The organism is Acetatifactor muris, assembly GCF_024623325.1.
Classification (GTDB): domain Bacteria; phylum Bacillota; class Clostridia; order Lachnospirales; family Lachnospiraceae; genus Acetatifactor; species Acetatifactor muris.
In genome coordinates, this window is sequence record NZ_JANJZD010000006.1 from 136,398 (window position 1) to 156,605 (window position 20,208).

Annotated in this window: 15 protein-coding genes; 2 read left to right on the top strand and 13 right to left on the bottom strand. The window is 47.6% G+C overall.

The genetic code is table 11. The features are described 5' to 3' along the window. Window positions 1–208: 208 nt before the first annotated feature. The 5 genes from NSB25_RS07540 to NSB25_RS07560 all read right to left on the bottom strand — a co-directional run bounded on the left by NSB25_RS07540 (window position 209) and on the right by NSB25_RS07560 (window position 4,961). The gene (locus NSB25_RS07540; RefSeq protein WP_103238817.1) at window positions 209–1,201 is read right to left on the bottom strand and encodes a virulence RhuM family protein; all 993 of its coding nucleotides are present in this window, start codon (window positions 1,199–1,201) and stop codon (window positions 209–211) included. 15 nt (window positions 1,202–1,216) lie between these two features. Then, complete coding sequence (locus NSB25_RS07545) at window positions 1,217–2,149, bottom strand: alpha/beta hydrolase (protein ID WP_103238818.1); 933 nt, start codon at window positions 2,147–2,149, stop codon at window positions 1,217–1,219. Between the two features lie 44 nt (window positions 2,150–2,193). Next, the gene (locus NSB25_RS07550) at window positions 2,194–3,906 is read right to left on the bottom strand and encodes an ABC transporter ATP-binding protein (protein ID WP_103238819.1); all 1,713 of its coding nucleotides are present in this window, start codon (window positions 3,904–3,906) and stop codon (window positions 2,194–2,196) included. Window positions 3,907–4,066: 160 nt separating this feature from the next. After that, entirely contained in the window at window positions 4,067–4,330 is a 264-nt protein-coding gene (locus tag NSB25_RS07555) for a TfoX/Sxy family DNA transformation protein (RefSeq protein ID WP_103238820.1), read from the bottom strand. Between the two features lie 34 nt (window positions 4,331–4,364). After that, on the bottom strand, window positions 4,365–4,961 hold the full coding sequence (locus NSB25_RS07560; protein WP_103238821.1) for an HD domain-containing protein: 597 nt from the start codon (window positions 4,959–4,961) through the stop codon (window positions 4,365–4,367). A gap of 355 nt (window positions 4,962–5,316) precedes the next feature. Here NSB25_RS07560 and NSB25_RS07565 point away from each other — a divergent pair, with 355 nt between their 5' ends. Next, entirely contained in the window at window positions 5,317–6,012 is a 696-nt protein-coding gene (locus NSB25_RS07565; RefSeq protein WP_103238822.1) for a GTP pyrophosphokinase, read from the top strand. After that, on the top strand, window positions 6,009–6,566 hold the full coding sequence (locus tag NSB25_RS07570) for a Fic family protein (RefSeq protein WP_103238823.1): 558 nt from the start codon (window positions 6,009–6,011) through the stop codon (window positions 6,564–6,566). The genes NSB25_RS07565 and NSB25_RS07570 overlap by 4 nt, the downstream gene beginning before the upstream one ends. A gap of 18 nt (window positions 6,567–6,584) precedes the next feature. Here the strand turns inward: NSB25_RS07570 and NSB25_RS07575 are convergent, their stop codons facing one another. The 8 genes from NSB25_RS07575 to NSB25_RS07610 form a co-directional block, all read right to left on the bottom strand. Beyond that, window positions 6,585–7,523 carry an AEC family transporter gene (locus tag NSB25_RS07575; protein WP_103238824.1) on the bottom strand — a complete coding sequence of 313 codons (939 nt, stop codon included), beginning with the start codon at window positions 7,521–7,523 and terminating at the stop codon, window positions 6,585–6,587. 9 nt (window positions 7,524–7,532) lie between these two features. Further along, on the bottom strand, window positions 7,533–8,924 hold the full coding sequence (locus NSB25_RS07580) for an MATE family efflux transporter (protein WP_103238825.1): 1,392 nt from the start codon (window positions 8,922–8,924) through the stop codon (window positions 7,533–7,535). Between the two features lie 134 nt (window positions 8,925–9,058). Then, on the bottom strand, window positions 9,059–12,220 hold the full coding sequence (locus NSB25_RS07585; RefSeq protein WP_242982346.1) for an alpha-mannosidase: 3,162 nt from the start codon (window positions 12,218–12,220) through the stop codon (window positions 9,059–9,061). Further along, window positions 12,201–14,642, bottom strand: coding sequence for a glycosyl hydrolase family 28 protein (locus NSB25_RS07590; RefSeq protein ID WP_103238826.1), 2,442 nt, complete (start codon window positions 14,640–14,642; stop codon window positions 12,201–12,203). Before NSB25_RS07590 ends, NSB25_RS07585 begins: the two co-directional genes overlap by 20 nt. A gap of 127 nt (window positions 14,643–14,769) precedes the next feature. Further along, the gene (locus tag NSB25_RS07595) at window positions 14,770–16,386 is read right to left on the bottom strand and encodes an extracellular solute-binding protein (protein ID WP_103238827.1); all 1,617 of its coding nucleotides are present in this window, start codon (window positions 16,384–16,386) and stop codon (window positions 14,770–14,772) included. A 48-nt stretch (window positions 16,387–16,434) separates the two neighbouring features. Beyond that, window positions 16,435–17,322 carry a carbohydrate ABC transporter permease gene (locus NSB25_RS07600; protein WP_103238828.1) on the bottom strand — a complete coding sequence of 296 codons (888 nt, stop codon included), beginning with the start codon at window positions 17,320–17,322 and terminating at the stop codon, window positions 16,435–16,437. Then, window positions 17,322–18,293, bottom strand: a complete 972-nt coding sequence (locus NSB25_RS07605; RefSeq protein ID WP_103238829.1) for an ABC transporter permease — start codon at window positions 18,291–18,293, stop codon at window positions 17,322–17,324. The genes NSB25_RS07600 and NSB25_RS07605 overlap by 1 nt, the downstream gene beginning before the upstream one ends. A gap of 431 nt (window positions 18,294–18,724) precedes the next feature. Next, a complete protein-coding gene (locus NSB25_RS07610; protein ID WP_172455005.1) occupies window positions 18,725–20,194 on the bottom strand; it encodes an extracellular solute-binding protein in 1,470 nt (489 codons plus the stop codon). Between the last annotated feature and the right edge of the window lie 14 nt (window positions 20,195–20,208).

The following is a 20,208-nucleotide window of genomic DNA, read 5'->3' on the forward strand; positions in this document are numbered from 1 at the left end:
AATCAACCCGCAATATTTAATTTGCTCTTTCCATCCTTACAGCCACACTTAACATGCAAAATCCTCCTGAATTTTCTCTTTCTTTTTTATCGCTGCCATAGTCAACAACGAATGTATTCATTATACGGGCTGAAACGGATTGCTGTCAAGCCCCTTTTTCTGGCTGATATTGGCTCCGACACTCGTATGTCAGTCCCACGACAAAAAATTATTTTTTATCTTCCAACTCCTTTAATTCCTCTATACTTTCAAGGAAATGGCATTCCACCGGAGAAAGGATATCCTCCTGCTTTTTTCGATATTTCTCATATTCTCCATGTGCCTTTTCAAGAGCCTGTTTATGTGTAACTCTTCCTTTTGCAGTTAAAATATCCCTTCTTGTCATTTTCAGATAGTCATCAATAGTTTCCAGCCAGTCTTTCATATACATCGGTTCTTGATTCAGGGCATGGACTTCTGCAATATCCAAATACGCCGTAACGATTTTATTTAACGCATCTATTTCTTTTTCATTTAAGTAATTCTTTGCAATCTCTATATCAGAACGTTTAATCTCTCTTCCAGCCCACGATGTTAATCCCATATTGTCTTTATCCGCATCTGCCCGTTGATAAATTACTTCTGCCGCTGTATGCTGATGAGCCGCCCAGTGCATTTTATTTTGTACCTGCTTGAAAAATAAAATTGAACTCTCTGCCTTCGGATCATAATCAATGCTGGTTGCATATATTTCCAATACTTTTCTCCAAAATACTTTTTCAGAAGAACGGATATCACGGATACGATCCAATAATTCATCGAAATAGTTTCCGCCTCCAAGATTTTTAAGTCTATCATCATCCAGTACGAATCCTTTTTTCATATATTCCTTCAAAATAGAAGTCGCCCATATTCTGAATTGCGTTCCTCTAAGGGATTTTACCCGATAACCAACAGAAATAATAACATCCAAATTATAGAAATCCACCTGATAGTTCTTACCGTCAGAAGCAGTATGGGCAAATTTTGCCCATACTGCTTCTTTTACTAATTCGCCCTCTTTAAAAATATTCCTTACATGTTTACCAATTACACTTTTATCACGCTGAAATAATTCAGCCATCTGATCTATAGAAAGCCAAACCGTGTCATAGTCAAATGTAACTTCTATTTTTGTGATTCCATCTTCTGTAGTGTACATGATGATATTTGATTGCATCATTATACCCTCCGAATATTAGATATTTATTATATACCCTTTCTTCAAAAAGGAAATACGCCTTTTGATATTTCTGATTGCGATTTTCGTATTTATCGCGGAATCATAGCCATGTATGGTTCCTCTGGTCTCGTTTATCTCAACATTCGCCCCGGCTTCCCGCAATCTCTTTCCATACAGAATCCCTTCATCATGTAAGCAATCATATTCCACAGTTTCGACATAGGTATCCGGAATGCTTCGCGGCAAAGCGCTATGCATCGGAGACGCGCCGTATGCATCCTCCTTTTTCAAATTCCCGCAATAATACGACCACATCCGTCTGTTATTTTTCGAGTTCCATAATGGGGTATCTGAAAATTTCTTCATGGTCTCTGTCCGCATATCTATATCCGTCAGTGGATATACCAGCATCTGAATACATGGCCGTATCAGATTTTCCTGTTCATAACGATTGCAAATCAACGCGGCAATTGCCGCACCGGCACTGTCTCCTGCCAGTCCAATCTTCTCCGAATCGATTCCTAATACTTCCCCATTTTTCATCACATATCGACACAATGCCAGAACATCCTCATAGGCCGCCGGATATGGATGCCCGGGTGTCAGATGATAATCCGGCAAAAACACCTTGCAGTTTGCTTTCTGTGCATATATGCAGGCAAGTTTCTTATGATAGGCGGAAGCCTTGTAACTAAATGCCCCTCCATGCACGTAAATCAGACAGGGAAGTTTTTCTCTGCCATCGGACGGCTCAAATATTTCCACTCTAAATTTCAGTCCCTTATATCCTTCCAGAAGAATATTTCTATGCATAATTTTCTCAGGTATCCTTGTGAATCGAAAAGATATCACCTGAAAAATATTGGCAAACCATATGACTGCCTTGTTATATGGCACCTTTCTGGCTATGTGCCGCAGTTCAGAATGAACAAGCTTTTTATAATTCATTTACAATCCTGCCTTTTCCTGCTGGCATCCGTTCTTCAAGATTCTCAGGAACAGATCCGTTCTTTTTCTTTCCTGTACAGCTCCCCAAAGTAGCCATTATTAGCCAGCAATTCCTCAAATGTTCCTCTCTCCACAATCCTTCCGTCTCGAAATACGAAAATTTTGTCAAATCCGCTGATGGAAGTCAGCCGGTGAGCGACGGCAACCACTGTGGCATGATTCACCTGCTCCAAAACATGCTTCATGACAATGCTTTCCGTCACATGATCCAAAGCAGATGTGGCCTCATCCAGGATAACGATGTCGGGCGTCTCGAACCAAAGCCGGGCCAGCGCAAGTCTCTGCTTTTCTCCGCCCGACAGCAAGGTTCCTTTTTCGCCGATTCTGGTATCCAGTCCCTCCTCTGATGCCTCAAGCATTGGCAGAAGCTGTATCCGCTCCAGGCACACCCGGATATCGGCCTCCGAGGCCGGATTGTCGAACGTCAGGTTCTCTCTGATTGTACCGTCAAAAACGGGAGTGTCCTGTGAGAAATAAGACAACTTTCCGTACAGGGATTCCAATGAGATATTTTTTAACGGTTCACCGTCAAAAAGGACCTCTCCCTCCTCATACTTGAGCAAGCCTGCCAGTATTTTGGTCAACGTCGATTTCCCCGAACCAGATTCCCCCACAAAGGCTGCTTTTTCACCCTTTTTAATGGTCAGGCTCACATCTTTCAGTACTTTCTTATTCCCATCGGAGTTCTCCTCATAGGAATAGGATAAATTCTCAATCCGAATCTCCTTTGAAAGCGTGGCAAAATCCGTTCCCTGTTTTAGCTGCGTATCCTCCTTCAAATCCAGTAGTCCCGTAAAACGGCTCCATGCCGTTAAATTCAGCTTATACTGAACATAAATCACGTTAAAAATGGCAATAGGAGTGTACGCATTATCGATCAATGTGATTAAAGCCACCACCGCGCCAACAGATAAACGGCTGTTTTTCCATGCATAGACCAGAATTCCAATATCCAGACAGGCAACCAAAAACGCAAATATAGTAAAAAATGCCTCGTGTATCATGGTCATTTTCACTTTGGATGACACGATAATCCGCTTCGCCCCCAATACCTTTTTTATTTCATTGGAGGATTGGCCTTTCAACCGAAAAAGCGGCATTTCCATAAAACCGCGCACAAGGAAATGATTCAGTTCTTCCTCGTTGGTCAATATCTTTTCCTTGATCTGATACAATCCCTTCAGCAGTAAATTTGTGACGAAAAATACCACAATATATCCTGCCACGAGAAAACAGGTGATATTTTTGTCTATTCTCCAGATAAAGTACAGACTGAAAAGGATTGTGGGAACCAGATTTCTGACAACGCAGAACCAGAAGTCATAGAGGACACCTTTCCCTGCGGCGGCACCATTTTCAATCTGCTGTACCAACTTTCCTGTCCCCAGCTTCTGGTATTTCACATAATCCAGTCTGCCGATTTTCTGCAACGCCGCCAGCTTGAAATCCAAATAAATCTCATTTTCAAGCTTAGCAGACGGATAATTATCCAGATAGTTCATTCCATAATGAACAAAAAGCACAATCCCATAAAGCAGGATCCCACCAACAGTTATCGTCCTGTCCGTCAGCCCGTCCACAATCTTCTGAAAATAATCTGCCTTATAGTTTGCCATAAAAGCATTAAAAAAGCTGATTAACAGGTATACAATAACCAAATTTCTGTTATTTTTCAAAATATCTTTCATATAGCGCATCGCTGTACTCCTTTTCCAATGTTGATAGTATCATCGGACCAGTACAGTTGCGGCTGTCAGCAGGTTTTCTTCTCCTCAGCACAATCTGCCGACAGTCATGTCAACTGTACTGAGAAGTTATCTCGGATATATTTCATGGACAATTTCACCCCTTTCTTTTTCAGTTAAAATTCTTCAGAAAATCACTAAACTCTTTCAGCTCTTTCTTCCTGCCCTCCGGAAGACTGTTGAATTCCAAATTACAGATCGCTCCCTCTAAGGCATACAAATGTACCAGACAGACATTTGGATACTTTTCTTTTAATTTCAAAAAAGCCCCTTCGGCGCCGGAGCGGGTCAGTTCCTCCGCCGAACCAATCCCCACGGAACCCAGCTTCTTTGCCAGTTCCCTGCCAATATTTATCATAGATGTCAGCTCTGTCATATTTTTCTCCCACAACTTTCTTCTAAATTCAGAATTATTCCGGAGAACTCTTCAAATTCCCTTTTCGTATATTATCCTGAATCATCCGGTCTGTTACCTCGAACAGCTTTTCCGACCCCAGCTTTGTTTTTCCCTGCCTTTTATAGACTTGTTCTGCAGTGACAGTATGCTCTTTCCAGTCGCCGCCATGATTGCTGTTATTCAGCATAAGAGGCTGGAAATTGTCCATCGCGTGTGCAAATTTAGATTCTGCGGTTTCGCAGGCCTCAAATTCGTCAAATAATGTGATAAATTCTTTTTTCTGCTCTTCCGGAAGAATTGAAAATATACGTTCCTTAGCGGCATCTTCCCTGGCCCTTTGTGTTTTCAGGCCCTCTGCATCGTACGCATAAGTATCTCCCGCATCGATTTCAACAATATCATGAATCAGACACATCAGCATTACTTTTGAGATATCCACCTCTTCATTTGCATACTCTTTCAGCAGATATGCCATAACAGCCATATGCCAGGAATGTTCCGCGTCGTTTTCGTTTCTTCCATGAGAAGATAAATGGGTCTGCCTGAATACATTTTTCACCTTATCTATCTCCAGGGCAAATGCAATTTGCTTTTCTATACGCTCATCCATACCAATAGTCATTCCTTTCCATAACCTGTGAATTCCCTACGGCACTTACAATGAAATCTTAACTCTTAAGCAGTATAAATTCACAGTGCGAATTCCAGTTGAAAGATGATTGTACAGGACAAGGTATAAATTGTCAAGCATTATGATCTATACTGTATTGAGGATCTGTGTATTAGTTATTTCCCAACAGCCCCTGAATAAATTAAAATTCAATTAAGTTGACCTGAATCAATAAATAATATGGTACAATGGCCAAAGAAGTAATGAGCGAAAAGACTGTAAATTCCTTACCCTGAAAACCGCCTGCCAAAGATGTGGTCCAGGCAAAAGATAACCCATAGAAAGGACCTATTCCATGAACAACAACACCGAACCCACCCAGCTGCTTCGCGATAAACTGACAGATGTCTTCGACGAAGAATCCATCCGGCTATTCCAGGATTTTTTTGATTCCGCGAAGGATTTAATGTCCTGCTATCGCTGTGCCATTATGGAAGTAGAGACCAAATTCCGTGTCCTGAACGAGCGTTTCTCCATCTATCATGACCGAAATCCCATAGACACTATCCAGAATCGCCTGAAATCTCCGGAAAGCCTCCGCAATAAACTGATTCGGAAAAATCTGCCCTATACCATGGAGGCCATCGAAGACAATATTTTTGATGTGGCCGGCGTGCGTGTCATCTGCTCCTTTGTGGACGACATTTATATGCTTGCGGACTGTCTCCTGCAGCAGGATGATATCACCCTCATCAAGAGAAAAGACTATATTCAGAATCCGAAGGAAAATGGTTACCGGAGTCTCCATCTGATTGTGGAGGTGCCTATTTTTCTCCAGGATGAGAAAAGATTCATGAAAGTGGAAGTACAGCTGCGCACCATCGCAATGGAGTTCTGGGCCAACCTGGAGCATCAGCTGCGCTACAAGAAGAATCTCTCCCCTGAAATCCTGGCCAAAACCGGGGCCAGACTTTACGAATGCGCGGAACTGAGCGCCCTGCTGGATTCCCATATGCAGGATATTAAGGATACGATTGAGAAGGAGGAATGACAGGAAAACCCAAAAGAATTATTTCATCGCTTGATATGCCTCAGCTATACACAGAAAATGCCAACCGTGCCCACAGCTTTGGCAGTCTAAGTCTTGCCAATTTCGACCCATTCCCAAAGAATCCGCCAATCTCAAAGGTATTCCGAGAAATTGGACTGGCTGATGAATTGGGATCCGGTATGCGTAACACTTATAAATATACCCTGCTTTATTCCGGTGCGGAACCACAGTTTGTTGAAGGAAATGTATTTCGAACTACCATACCCTTAAGCGAGGCGGCCACGGCTACCGTAGGACCAATCCAATTTCTGCCTGGTACCGAAGCTGGTGCCGAATTATACGAGAAAATAAAACTGGATACCGGGCGCCTGAATTCTCTCCTGGAATTTTGTACAGTTCCGCGTACCAGAGCGGAATTACAAGATTTCTGTGGCATCAAGACAGAAAAGTATTTCAGAGAAAAAATCCTTAATCCCATGCTGACTATAGGGCTAATCAGGCGTACCATACCTGACAGGCCAAATAGTCCGAATCAAAAATATATGAAAATATAAAAGGAATACAAAATACACTCAAATCAACCCCGCAGACTTCAGCCCGAACACCCAGAGGAAAATGGTCACAACGGACACAAGGGTACTGCACACCACCAGCTCCCCGGCCAGTTTGCCATCCCCGCCCATGTTCTGTGCCATGGGGAAGGAGGCTGCCGCGGTAGGCGTGGCGAACATGGTCAGCAGCACAAAGCGCTCCAACGGTTCCATGCCCACCGCTATGGATACCGCTATCATGACGGTGGGTATCAATACAAGCTTCATGAAAACTGCAGGTATGATAAATCGCAGATTGCTTTTCAGGGAAGAGAACTGCAGCGTCCCGCCCAGGATGAACAGTGCCAGCGGAGTGGTGGCGGCGGAGAACTGGGACACCGGTTTTTCAACACAGGCCGGAAGCCGGATCCCCAGCAGCAGGAAGATTCCTCCCACGATGGCGCCCACAATCATGGGATTGGTCAGCACCTTGATCAACAATTTCCCGAAGTGGAAGCTGCCGCCCCGGAAGTGTTCCAGTATAATCACTGCCGTTGCACCGTAAAAGGGAACCACAATCGCCACCATCATGGAGGCGACGGTGAGTCCGGATGGTCCGAAAATGCTCTCCGTCAGCGGAACGGCAAAAAGCACAAAATTGCTTCTGTAGACCGCCTGAATCAGTACGCCCCTCCGGTCATTTTCCTTTACCAGCCGTGGGACAACCGCCAGAAGCAGCGCAATCAGTACCACTTCCCCCGCAATGCCCACAACCACCAGTCTGCCCATCCGCATGGGCGTCTCCTGGGTCTGATACAGATTGTAGAACATCATAATCGGGAAAAAAGCCTGAAAAATCAGCTTGTTAAGCCGCCGTGCAAAGGCTTCGTCCATCATACCCGAAGCCTTTACACCATACCCGAATGTAATATAAATCAAAAATGGAATTACCGCGTTTACCGCCGTCAGAAAATGAGTCATATCCGCCTGTCATACCTTCCTCTCTCTGTATTCTACATGAATCCATTTTCCACTGAGGAACCTCAGCGTAAAAATAATGCTTCTCACACCCCAGTCCAAAAACATTCCGTACCATACCGCCTGAGGACCCATCTGAAATGTTTTCACCAGGAACACGCACAGCGCCACCCTTGCTCCCCACATGGAGAGCGTGGACATAATCATGGAAAACCGCACGTCTCCCCCTGCCTGCAGGCCATAATCAGGGACAAAAGACAAGGGCCACAGCAGAGGTTTTACAAGGGTAATCATCACCATCATTTCCATGCATAAGGCCGCACTGGCCTCCTCCGTTCCCGCCAGCCGGAGTATCGGCCCTGCCAATGCGAACATCAGAATGCAGGAAAGCAGCGTCCCGGCGAACCCCAGCTTCGTACATTTCACTATGTAGTACCTGGCTTCCTCCTTCCGTCCGGCCCCCAGCGCCTGCGCCACCATGGTCATCAGTCCGATACCCACACCAATCCCGAAAATCCCGCTGATATATTCCAGAATATTCGTCACAGCCTGGGCCGCAATGGCCATTGTTCCCATGGCGGAAACGGTGGATTGAATGATCAGCTTTCCGAACTGAAACATACCGTTCTCTATCCCCGTCGGCACCCCTATCTTCAGCACCCGGGCAATCAGGGGAAAATCCGGGCGGATGGAAAGGTAGTCCCTGAGCACAATGGCCTGTCCCGGCCTTCTCAGAAAAATCATAACCGCTATCACGCCGAAAATGCGGGAAAGCAGTGTGCCAAGGGCCGCCCCTGACACGCCCATGTCAAGGCCGAAGATGAAAATCAGATTTCCCACCGCATTCAGCCCGTTGGAACACACAGATATCTTCATCGGACATGCGGAATTCCCGCCCGCCCTCAAGAATGCCGAACCCGCCTGGAACAATGCCAGAAAGGGATAGGAAAGGGCCGTTATGGAAAAGTAGCACAGCGCATTCTCCATCACCACCGGCTCAATCTTCCCAAATATCAGGCGAAGCAGGCCCGCTCGAAAAAGCAGGCCCATTACTGTTACTGTAACAGCACAGGTCAAAACTGTCAATACCACCTGCCTCGCCATCTCATTTCCAGTCTTGTAATCCCCGTGCCCAATATACTGAGAGCATAAAATGACTGCGCCGGAAGCCATGGCCGAGAATATCAGAATAATCATACTGTTGAGAGAGTCTACCAGCGATACGGCTGAAATGGCCTCGCTTCCCACATTGCTGACCATTATGGTATCCACCATACCCATCAGAGAGTTCAACAGCTGTTCCACAATAATCGGAAACAGTAAGGCGGACATTTGCGGGGGTGGGTACAGCAATGTGCCGAAGTCTACTTTATCTCTGTCATATAACCGAATTTTTTTTAACATGATCTCACCTTTTTCCTATCCTCCCCCGGTAAGAACCAGAACTTTGCCTCAATGCTTATAACTTTACCGGCAGTTTTCCGGCCTGAAACAAGCCGGAATCATTTCTGCCGGAATTTGTATCATTACCCCACACCTCAAAAGTGGATTTTCAAAGTTTTAATCTCATAAGGCTCAAAAATCAGACGCAATACGCTTCCCTCTGCCTGCAGGATTTTCTCTTCCTGTTCCAGCATGTCACATTCCGCCGCTTTCCGAACCGGCTCCGCAAGCCGCAATGCCGCATGGGTCCTCCTGTTGAAGGCCTCGTACAGTCTGAGAATCATTCTATCCCCGTCCTCGGCCATTTTCAACACCTCGATCACCACATTCTTCCGGTCGATTTCCGCAAATGAAAATCTCCCGGGCAGCGTTCCTCCGGCCTGTTCCTTCTTCCGGGCTGTCAGCGGATTATTGAACAGATAAGCCTTCTGTATGGTTTCATTTTCCCGCCATCCCCCTCTGTGCGGCACAATGGAATATGCAAACTCATGCTGCTCCTTATCCGCATCCGGATTGGGATACACTGCTGATTTCAGCATGGTCAGGCCTATCACTCCGTCATGTATGTCATATCCGTATTTACAGTCATTCAGCACACTCACGCCATACCCATCCTCGGACAGATCAATCCACTTATGGGCACAGACCTCGAATTTCGCCTGCTCCCAGGAGGTATTGTAATAGGTGGACCGCTGCACATTTCCATACTGGATTTCATAAGAAGCCTGTTCCGCATGAATGTCAACCGGAATAAGGCTCCGAAGCAGGATATTTTTCTCCTTCCAGTCCACATGATTTACCACATCAATGCGCGTTCCCTCGTGATAAAAAATCAGGTCCTGTACAATGGTGGAATCGAGATACTTTCTGTGTACACGCAGCACCGCCCGCATTGCATTCTGCTCCAGAATGCTGATTTCCGCCTCTTCATCCAGGGGCCATGCCTTTAATGTATAATAGTCATTGATATCCCAGGCGTCATAATTGTGAGGACGGTCCTCGTATGTCACCAGTCGGTTGCCGCACTGCCCTGGAGAAAGCAGCTCCCGCTGTTCCTTTTTGTCATAGACAGAGGTAAACTGACCGGCTCTGTTCAGTGTCACTTTCAAGTCCTCTGTCTCCACCGTATCTGTGGCCACCTGCAGGAATCCGCGCGCACCGCTTTCTCCGGCGTCTGATATTGTCCTGTACCCCAGCGCCGGAACATCCTTTACGTACAGAATTCCTTTTCCGTCCCAGGTCCGCTCCAGGTTCAGGGGAACCGTTTCCGGATCCTCCACATACACATAGTCGGATGCGGCAAACCCATTCCGGTTAAAGACGACCAACTCTCCTTCTCCGGCCTCCACCGCCTCTGTCAACAGTCCCATAGCCCGGGCCTCCAGGGCATATCCTTCTCTCAGAACCTGTTCGTATTCCCTTTTTGAGTCTTCGTATATCTCGCGGATACCGGAGCCCGGCAGGATATCGTGGAACTGATTCTTCAGCACAATCTTCCACAGCTCCTCCAGCTTCTGTCCCGGGTATGCTGTCTTTCGGTTCAAAAGACCGATGGTATGCAGTGCTTCCAAATTGTGCAGCAGGAATTCTGCCTGCCGGTTATATCGCTTATTTCGCGCCATGGATGTATAGGTGCCCCGGTGATACTCCAGGTACAGCTCTCCAGCCCACAGTGGCAGCGTTTCCTTTCCGTCTGTTTCCTCTTCCAGATGTCGGAAAAACTCCAGGGCCGTACTCACCTTCGTCCGGGGACAGCCGGGAATTCCTTTTGCAATACGCCTCTGGTTTTCCAGCATATCCCGCGTGGTTCCGCCGCCTCCGTCCCCATGTCCATAGCATATCAACGCGCTGTCATTCAATCTCTTCTGGCTGTAGCGTTTCCAGGTCCCCTTGATCTGAGAGGGATTCAGATACCCGTTATAGGTGGTAAAATGCTCCGGCCTTTTCTTCTCCTCGAAAGCCACGGGATAATGATAATAGTCCTTAGCACAGATAAAATGGGTCAGAATCCGGGTGCCGTCTATCCCCTGCCACAGAAAGGTATCATAGGGTATCTTGTTGGTTTCGTTCCAGCTGATTTTGGTGGTCATAAAATAGCGGATTCCACATTTTCTCATTATCTGCGGGAGCGCGGCGGAATAGCCGAACACATCCGGCAGCCATAGAATCTCATTCTCCACGCCGAATTCCTCCCGGAAGAACCTCTTCCCATACAGGAACTGACGGACCAGCGATTCCCCTGACGCCAGATTGCAGTCGGCCTCCACGAACATACCGCCCTCCGCCTCCCAGCGTCCCTGCTTTACCCTGCTCTTTATCTCTTCGTACACTTCGGGAGCGTTCTCCTTCACATACAGATACAGCTGGGGCTGGCTGGACATGAAGATAAATTCCGGATACTGGCGCATCAGCTCCAAAGCGGTGGCAAAGCTTCTGACGGACTTATCCGCCGTCACCGCCAGCGTCCACAGCCATGCGATATCAATGTGCGTATGTCCCACCGCATAAATGATTTCTTTGGACTTTCCACATTTTTTCTCATAGAATTCCTGCTGCAGATAATCCTGTGCCCGTCTCAGACTTTCATAAAAAGAAGCCGAATATTCCCGCCGCAGATCCAGCAGATTCAGAGACTCCGTAATGCATTCCGAAATTTCAAGGGCTTCCGTCTGCTCCCGCTCCAGAAGATATCCCACCTGATAAGGAACCCACAAATCATAATAATACTTTTCAATGTCACGATGGAAAACCCTCAGCTCCACATGCAGATGCAGCCTGAAATTCTGCGTCCCCGTAAAGGCAGACAAATCGATTCTGAACCTTTCCCCTGCCTCCGCACTTTCGGTCAGGAGAATTTCCCTGTGATTCACATCCAGCCCCTGTCTGACCTTTCCGTTCACATAGGCCAGAAACTGCGGATTTGTGGCATCCCACTGTCCTTCCCTGCCGGTGGTAATCTCCAGTACAACGGTCTTCCCCTGACAGCTGTCCGGAATGACCGCCTCGAACCGGAACCAATAGTATTCATTATTTCCGCCCCAGACAGGTTCCCCGTCCGACACGGTCCACTCCTGTTCGCTCAGCTCCTCCGGGCTTTGAATGCGCCTTCCCGTTCTGGCCATCCGGATAGGATCGATATCTTTCTTGTCCGAATAAATCAGTTCCTTCACAAGTCGAATTAACTTTAGATTTCTGTCGTCCAGAAAATTCGTATTCATCATATACCTCGATTCCCTTTCACTCTTTGTGGACATCATACAGCTTTATCCTCTCCCTGGTATTGGCACTTCTGGGAACAATGTCCACATCCTCCAGCGCAAGCCGGTCACAGTGGCGGACCCAGATTCCATAAGCATCCACATCCCCGAAAAGGTTATTCTCCGGATATCCGTCCAGGTACTCTTCTATGACTTCCGGCACATTTACAATCTCTTCATTGTCCAGATACACTGCCCTAAAACCTCGAATCGTAATGTCCTCTATCCCTTTTCTGACTGTCTCTCCCCCTTTTCCTGCCGCCTGAAAGCCTGACAAAATACAGGGGACCTCCATGTCTTCGGCATGGATCCGCTCCAGCAGAATATTCTGTATTCTTCCGCCCCAATAAGGACTGCTGCTGTCACAGCTATAAGGGACACCATAGCGGTTCCGCATATTCAGGCAGATGAAAATCGGACAGGTCACATGTTTCATCTCAATATCCCGGACCGTCACATTCTGAATATGGCTCCCGTCCGCCGACTCTATGGCAATCCCGGAAGTGGTTCCCGGGAACAGATCCGGCATGAAGAATCTGCACCGCTCCACAAGGATGTCGGAAATATTCCATCTTGTCTCCGTCCCGATTTTAAAAGCGTTCATCACCGTAATCACCTGACAGTCGTGCACATGGATTTCCGACATGTCTGTTCCCGTATTCTCCGGATTTTTCACCACAATTCCGTCATCGGCTGTAGATATAAAGCAGTGATCAATTTCCACTCTGCTGCTCCCGGTGATATCAATCCCGTCCGTGTTGGCCACATGCCGGTTGTTGTCGATCACCACATCCTTTACCAGCACATCTTCACAGGCAAAAAGGTTCAGGGTCCATGCCATGGCATCCTTCAGCACAATGTTCTCCATTCTCACATTGCGGCAGTTCTTCAGATATACCATAAATTCCGGGCGCTGTGTGCTTCCCACATTTTCATCGTATTTATCCTCTGAGAAACGGATCCGGCGGCGGTAATTGTAGCGCAGCGCAGTCTCCGGCAGCATTCTGTCCGCCGTTCCCCTGGGAGCCAGATGAGTTGGCGGATGTGGCCTGTCGTCACGAAGCAGTGCGGGCTTCAGCTTCGGCTCATAGACATACCATTCACCGTTTCCGCAGATGCACCCACCCCCGGTAATAACCAGATTCTCCGTTCCCTCCGCCACGAGAAGTGCCGTTTTTATTCGCCCGTTTTCCCTGGTTGCCTCTATCTCCCCATTGGAAGCCACAAAAAGTGTGGTATTGTCATACAGGTAAAAGGTTCCTGTCACATAACTGCCATCCTGTACCAGAATGACACCTCCTCCCGCAGCCTCGCAGGCGTCCGCCGCGGCCTGGAAAGCCGCCGTATTCACCCGTCCCGGTATCGCCGCGGCGCCGAAATCGCGGATGTCAAACACGGGCCTTTCCGGCGACGCCTGAGGAATTACCTGTGACTTGTCTATATATTCTTCCCTGGGAATCCCCCTGTAATAATCTCCCTCATATACATTCCCCAGATTCGGATAGGTGGGCTCCTCCGGTTCAAAGGTTATGTAATTCTTCAAATCCTTAGTCACAGCCATGCCGATGCTGGCCCCGAACGGAAACGTTCCGTTTCTTTCATTGTCCCCATGATAGAACAGCATATAGAACCCCGCCCCGGCCTCTTTCGTCATGTCCAGCAGGAATCCTGCTGTAATCCGGTCTTTCGCCCAGGGCCACCTGCTCTGAGACAGGAAATTCACCGGTCCCGCTTCCTCAAAATGCCTGAGATCTTCAGATTTCAGCAGACCGATTCCGTTTTCCGGAGAATGCATCAGATAATAAGTATCGTCTATCGTCAGCGCGCATACATTTTCCCCGCAATCCGTACGCCCTGCGTACGTCCAGTGCACCATATCATAAGACCAGGAATAAGACACACCGTTCTGCTTATAAAAGCACCAGATTTTATCCGGGTCATCCTTATCCCGCAGCAGACAGGGGTCAATCATTCTCCCCATGTCCTCCTCCCGGACATTATCGCCCTTTACTTTCAGAAGCACCGGCTCCTCAAAGTGCTCGAAATCTTCCGTCTCCATGGTATAGATTCGGCTTTTCTCATTGCCGTACACTTCTCCGTTTTCCCTGCAGTAGGTCTGCATGCAGAGATAATATTTCCCCTGAAATGCAAACAGATTCCCCGGGCTGGAATACTCCTTCTCCTTTGCCCGCTCTGTCAGGCTCACCGGCTCGCTCCAATGTATGAAATCCCTGCTTTTACTCAATCCAATGGTAAAATACTGCTCCGTCCCCTCCTGCTCCACCATGGTGAAATACAGATAGCAGGTGCCCTCGTGATAGAAAGCGGCAGGGTCCCGGTACCCTCTTTTTTCTGTCTGTGCCAGGACCACAGGTCCCTTTATCTTCGCCAGATTCATCTTCGTCTCTCCTAATATAGTCATTCCAGGCAGAACTCCTTCTGCCCTTTCACAGGAGAAGGATTCATTCGGAAATATATCCGTGAATCCTTCTCCCGCGCCTTTGTAACTTTACTGTCTGTTTAACAGCTGAAACAGTTCCTGTACTCTCTTATTTCTTGTACTCCTCGTACTGTGCCGTGAATTCTTTGATGACATCTTCACCGCCGCGCTTCAGCCAGTTGTCGTATTCTTTCCAGTAACCGTCCTCGTCAATGGAGCCGATGACAAATTTCACTGCCGCGTCCATCATAATGGCATCCAGGTCGCTTCCCACATCGTCATATGTTTCGGACTCAAGACCAATGGAGGCATCTGTGACGCAATAAGCCTCCCGCTCCTCAATGGTGTCATAAAGTGCTGTCTGTATTTCTGTGTCGCTGTCCTTTCTCATATAGGCCGCCGACATGAGAATCTGTCCGATATCTCCCATATCCACAGTAAGCTGAGCAGAATTGCTGCTCTCGTTCATAATAAGCTCTCTCTTGCCGTCCTTCACTTCATAATGTACCCCTTCGATACCATATAATGTCATATCCTGGATTTCCTGTGTGGCCAATGTATTATAGTAAGAAAGGATCTTCCGCAGATCTTCTTCTGTCTTGATGGCTTCATCGCCGAACTTTGTGAACATAATGATACCGTTATATCCCGCTGTGGCATTACACCGCGGCTCTTTTCCTTCCTCATGGAGAGCCGGTACCACTGTAGCCACTGCTCCCTCCACAACCTGAGGAAGGTTGACATTTCTGGCATTCACATCGTCGATTACACCGAATACCATTCCGTAAGTTCCTTTGTCAAAGTTCTCGTAACGTGCCTGGGCGTTGATTTCCGCGAAATCTTTGTTCATGTAGCCGTCGTCATACAGCTTCTTGATATACTTCAGCGCCGTCATATACTCCTGGGTTCCGAAATCCGGTACCATGGTCCCATCCTGATAAGCCCAGCCGTTGGGAGCGCCGAATGCGGTTGCCAGCGTCTGGAATCCGTTCCATCCCCTGTTTCCTACTCCCTGATAGGCCGTGACGATTCCCACCGTGTCATTCTGGCCGTTTCCATCCGGATCATTTTCTGTAAAAGCTTTTGCCACTTCGTACAGCTCGTCAAAAGTCTCCGGCATTTCCAGGTTCAGAGCGTCCAGCCAGTCCTGCCGGATGATCAGGCCGTTCCTGGGCAGAATGCGGAGACGGGGAATTCCGTAAATCTTGCCGTGAACCTTGCTGTTCTCCCACACCTGCTCACCTACGAAATTATACAGCTCCGGATAATCCTTAATGTAATCGTCCAGCGCCCAGAAGCCGTCGCTGTCCAGAGCCATCAGAAGGTTATTATTTCTCAGCACATTTCCGTTGGCCGTAAATACCATGGGCAGACTCTTAGACGCGATAAAGGCTGTAATCTTATCCACATAGCTCAGTGTGGGCACAAAATTGACTTCCATTTTGACACCTGTCATCTCCTCCATCTTCTGATACCACTGATTTGTGGTATCCGGAGCCTGATCAGTAAACAGTTCCTGCATCATTGTGATGGTAAAACTTTCGCCTGACCCATTTTCCTCTCCTGCCCCGGAGGTTTCGCCTGACCCATTTCCGCTTTCTCCGGACACAGCGGCAGAACCGGAATTATCCACGGATGCTTCTGAGGATCCCGAGTCCCCGTTTCCGCAGGCAGTCAGCAGCAGAGTTCCCGCCAGCAACAATGGCAACAGTCTTTTCTTTTTCATTTTTTCTCTCCTTTTTGGTTAAATTTTTGATTACATTTATTATGTCTGCTACCCTTTCACAGAACCTACCATCATACCTTTCGTAAAGAATTTCTGTACAAATGGATAGATACAAAGTATGGGAAGGGTGGCAAATACAATAACGGCATAGCTTATATTCTGCGGAGGCACATACCCCAGATCACTGACCGAAGTGGTATCCGCAAATCCGCCCGAGGACAGCATTACAATATTCCGCAGCCATATCTGGATCGGATATTTACTGGAGTCATTGATGTACAGCACGGAATTAAAATAGTCATTCCAGTATCCCACCGCATAGAACAGAGAAAATGTCGCCAGGGTAGGTCTGATCAGCGGCAGCACAATCCGCACAAAGCTCTGAAAATAATTACAGCCATCCATTTCCGCTGCCTCCTCCAGCTCCGAGGGCAGTGCGCTGATACTGGTTCGGATCAGAATCATATTGTAGGCGCTGACACAGCCCGGAAGCCACAGCGCCCACCAGGTATCATTCAGATGCAGACCTGATGTCACCAGATAGGTGGGAATCATACCGCCGGAGAACAGCATGGTGAATACCACCATGGCATTCAATACCTTTCTTCCAAGCAGCTGCGGTTTGGAAAGCACATAGGCGGTCATTACCGTCACGGTCATGCTCAGAACCGTCCCCACAAATGTAATCACGAAAGAATTCCCCATAGCCCTGATCAGCGTATTGCTGGAAAAAAGATACTGATAAGAGCTCAGATCAATATGCTTTGGATAGATGAAAAATCTGCGGCTCAGCACATCCCCCAGCGGAGATACGGATGCCGAAATGACAAACAGAAAAGGAACCATACAGATAAACGCCACTCCTGCCAGCAAAATGATATTTATTACATCGAAGATTCTGCTTCCTGCAGATTCTTTTACCTTTTTTGCTTTCATCAGTACACGCCCTCCTCTCCGGCTTTCTGTGCGATCTTGTTGGAAATCATGACAAGAATCAGACACACTACCGATTTGAACATACCCACGGCACTTCCGTAGCTGATTTTACCGTTGGTCATGGCTGTCTGGTACACATAGGTGTCAAATACTTCTCCCACCTCCCGGTTCATGGAGTTCAGCATCAGGAAAATCTGCTCAAATCCTGTGTTCAGGAAATTGCCCATTCTCAGAATCAGCATGGTAATAATGGTAGATTTGATGGCCGGCAGCGTAATATGCCACATCTGCCGCCAGCGATTGGCGCCGTCCACTCTCGCCGCTTCATAGAGCTGCATATCCACTCCCGTCAATGCCGCCAGGAAAATGATAGTTCCCCAGCCGCATTCCTTCCATATGACCTGCCCTGTAATCAAAGCCGGAAAAAATGCCGGTTCCGACAGCACCCGTACCTCCCGGCCGAACAGTCCGCTCACCGCCCCTGTCAGCGCGCCGCTCTCCGCGGAAAACATCGTCATGCAGATACCGGCTACCACCACCCAGGAAACGAAATGGGGCAGATAAAGCACGGATTGAATCACGTTTTTATATTTTCCGTTTTTCACCTCATTAATTAACAGAGCAAGAATAATCGGCAGCGGAAAATATACTATAATGTTGCAAAATGCCAGAACCAGAGTATTCCTGAAAATCTGGAAGAACTTTGGATCTGAAAAGAAACGGCTGAAATGCTTGAATCCTGCAAATTTGCTTCCAAACCATCCCAACATGGCGTTGTAATCCTGAAACGCTGTAATCAGCCCCAGCATGGGGCCGTACTTGAAAATCAGAAAATACAGACATCCGGGTATCAGCATTATGTAGAGAAGCCTGTCCTTTTTCAGCCTGGCAAGGGTTTTCGATGTCCCCTCCCTTCTGGTCACCCCCGTATTCTTCGTTTTACGGGTTTCTTTTTTTCCCACACTGCTCATATGGGACTCCTCCTTCCTCAACTTTTCTTTTTCATCTTCGTTCTCTGTCTTTTGTCATATCTGATGAAGGATGACACCGACAGCTCCCGTTCACGCTTATTATAGTCAACAGGCTTCCGCATTTTCCATCTCCAATATGTCCTTTCCCGCCCTCAAAATTTCCTTTTTCTATACATTTTGACTTATCAAAATCAGAAGCGCTATTGTCATTTTCTCCACTTTTGTGTTAATTTCACAATTTCGGCATTATGCTTTTGTGCATTCTGCTGCTTTTCATTCTCTGAAATGGGGACAGAAAAAGCCGGTGCAGATTCCCATCCGCGCAACCTTTCTGCGCTGCAATGGCAATCTGCACCGGCCTTTCTTCACCTCTGTGTTATTCCGATCCCGGACCCTTTCATTTATCACAGGCTGTCAGTCCCCAAATGGTTTCATTCCAAATGGGTACTGCGCAATTTCTGTTCATAGGCTTTCGTATATTCCTCTATTACATTCTTTCCTCCGCTTTCATACCACATCCGGTACTCTTCCCAATAGTCCTTTTCCTGAATCTCTCCCATGATAAATCGAATACTTGCCTTCTGAATTTTCTCATTCAGCACATTCCTCAGTCTCACATAAGTCTCGGAATACAATCCTGTCGAATCATCCGTCACCACATACTGTTCCCTCTCCTCCACACAGTCATACACCGTCGACTGCAGCTCAGAATCATCCTCTCTTCTGACATATGCCGGCATCGGCATAAACTGCACATAGGAATTGCCCTCTTCTTTTTCGGAATTCAGAATCTCCTGTCCCTGTTCACCACACATGGTATTGTAAAAATCCAATATCTCTCTCAGCTGCTCTTCGTCTCTCACAGCCCCCTCTCCCAGTCGGTTGAATACAATCAGACCGTTATACCCCGCATTCCCGTTTAACCTGTATTCACCGTCCGGCCCTTCCAGCAATGGCAGCACGGCAATTTCGGCCTGCGGATTCATCTGGCGCATCTGTGCCTCCAGTTCCGGTCCATCGTCAATCACGCTGAAAATCATGCCTGCATATCCCTGTATAAACAGTTCCTGCCGCTGCACCGATGTGAGAAATGCAAAGCTATGGTCTAAAATCCCCTCCTGATACAAAGTTCGGAACCATCGAAGCATTTCCAGATAACTATCCGTGGAAAAATCGGGGACCATCTTCCCTTCTGTCGTCTCATACCTCCAGCTGTCGGGCCCCCCCAAAACGGTTGTAAGCATCTGAACTCCATTCCATTGCCGCGCTCCATGGCTCTGCCAGCTGTTCACCAGCCCCACCGTATCGTTTACCCCATTTCCGTCCGGGTCCTCCAGAGTAAAGGCTTTCAGCATGTCATAGAGCTCTTCCAGATTCTGCGGCGGCGCTATCCCCAGTGCTTCTGCCCAGTCCTTCCGGTAATACGCCGCATATCGTGGTCGGATACGCAGTCTTGGGATGCCGTAGATGTGTCCCTGTATTTCAGAATTTTCCCAGATCTCCTCCCCTGTAAATTCCTTCAGATTCGGATAATCATCCAGATATTCTTCCAGCTCCCAGAAGCCTCCGGCATTCAGGTATGCGAAAAAACTCTCTTTGCTCAGTATTGATTCGTTGGCAGTGAAGACCATGGGCAGTTTGCTGCCGCGAATTGCGCTCTCCACTGTGGCCGCATACTCCAGTGTGGGTGTCATTGTAATCTGCAGATTTACACCCGTTTCCTGTTCTATGGCGTCCAGCCATGCCTCCCAGTTTCCCGGCGCATAGACGGGAAATTGTTCTGTCATCACAGTGATGGTCAGGGGCTCCTCTTTCTCTCCGCAGCCGCTCAATATGGCCAGAAAGGTTCCCGCCAGGCCGATTCCGATACTCTTCCTCAGTTTCTCTGTCATTTTCCGCATTTTTTCTCCACTCA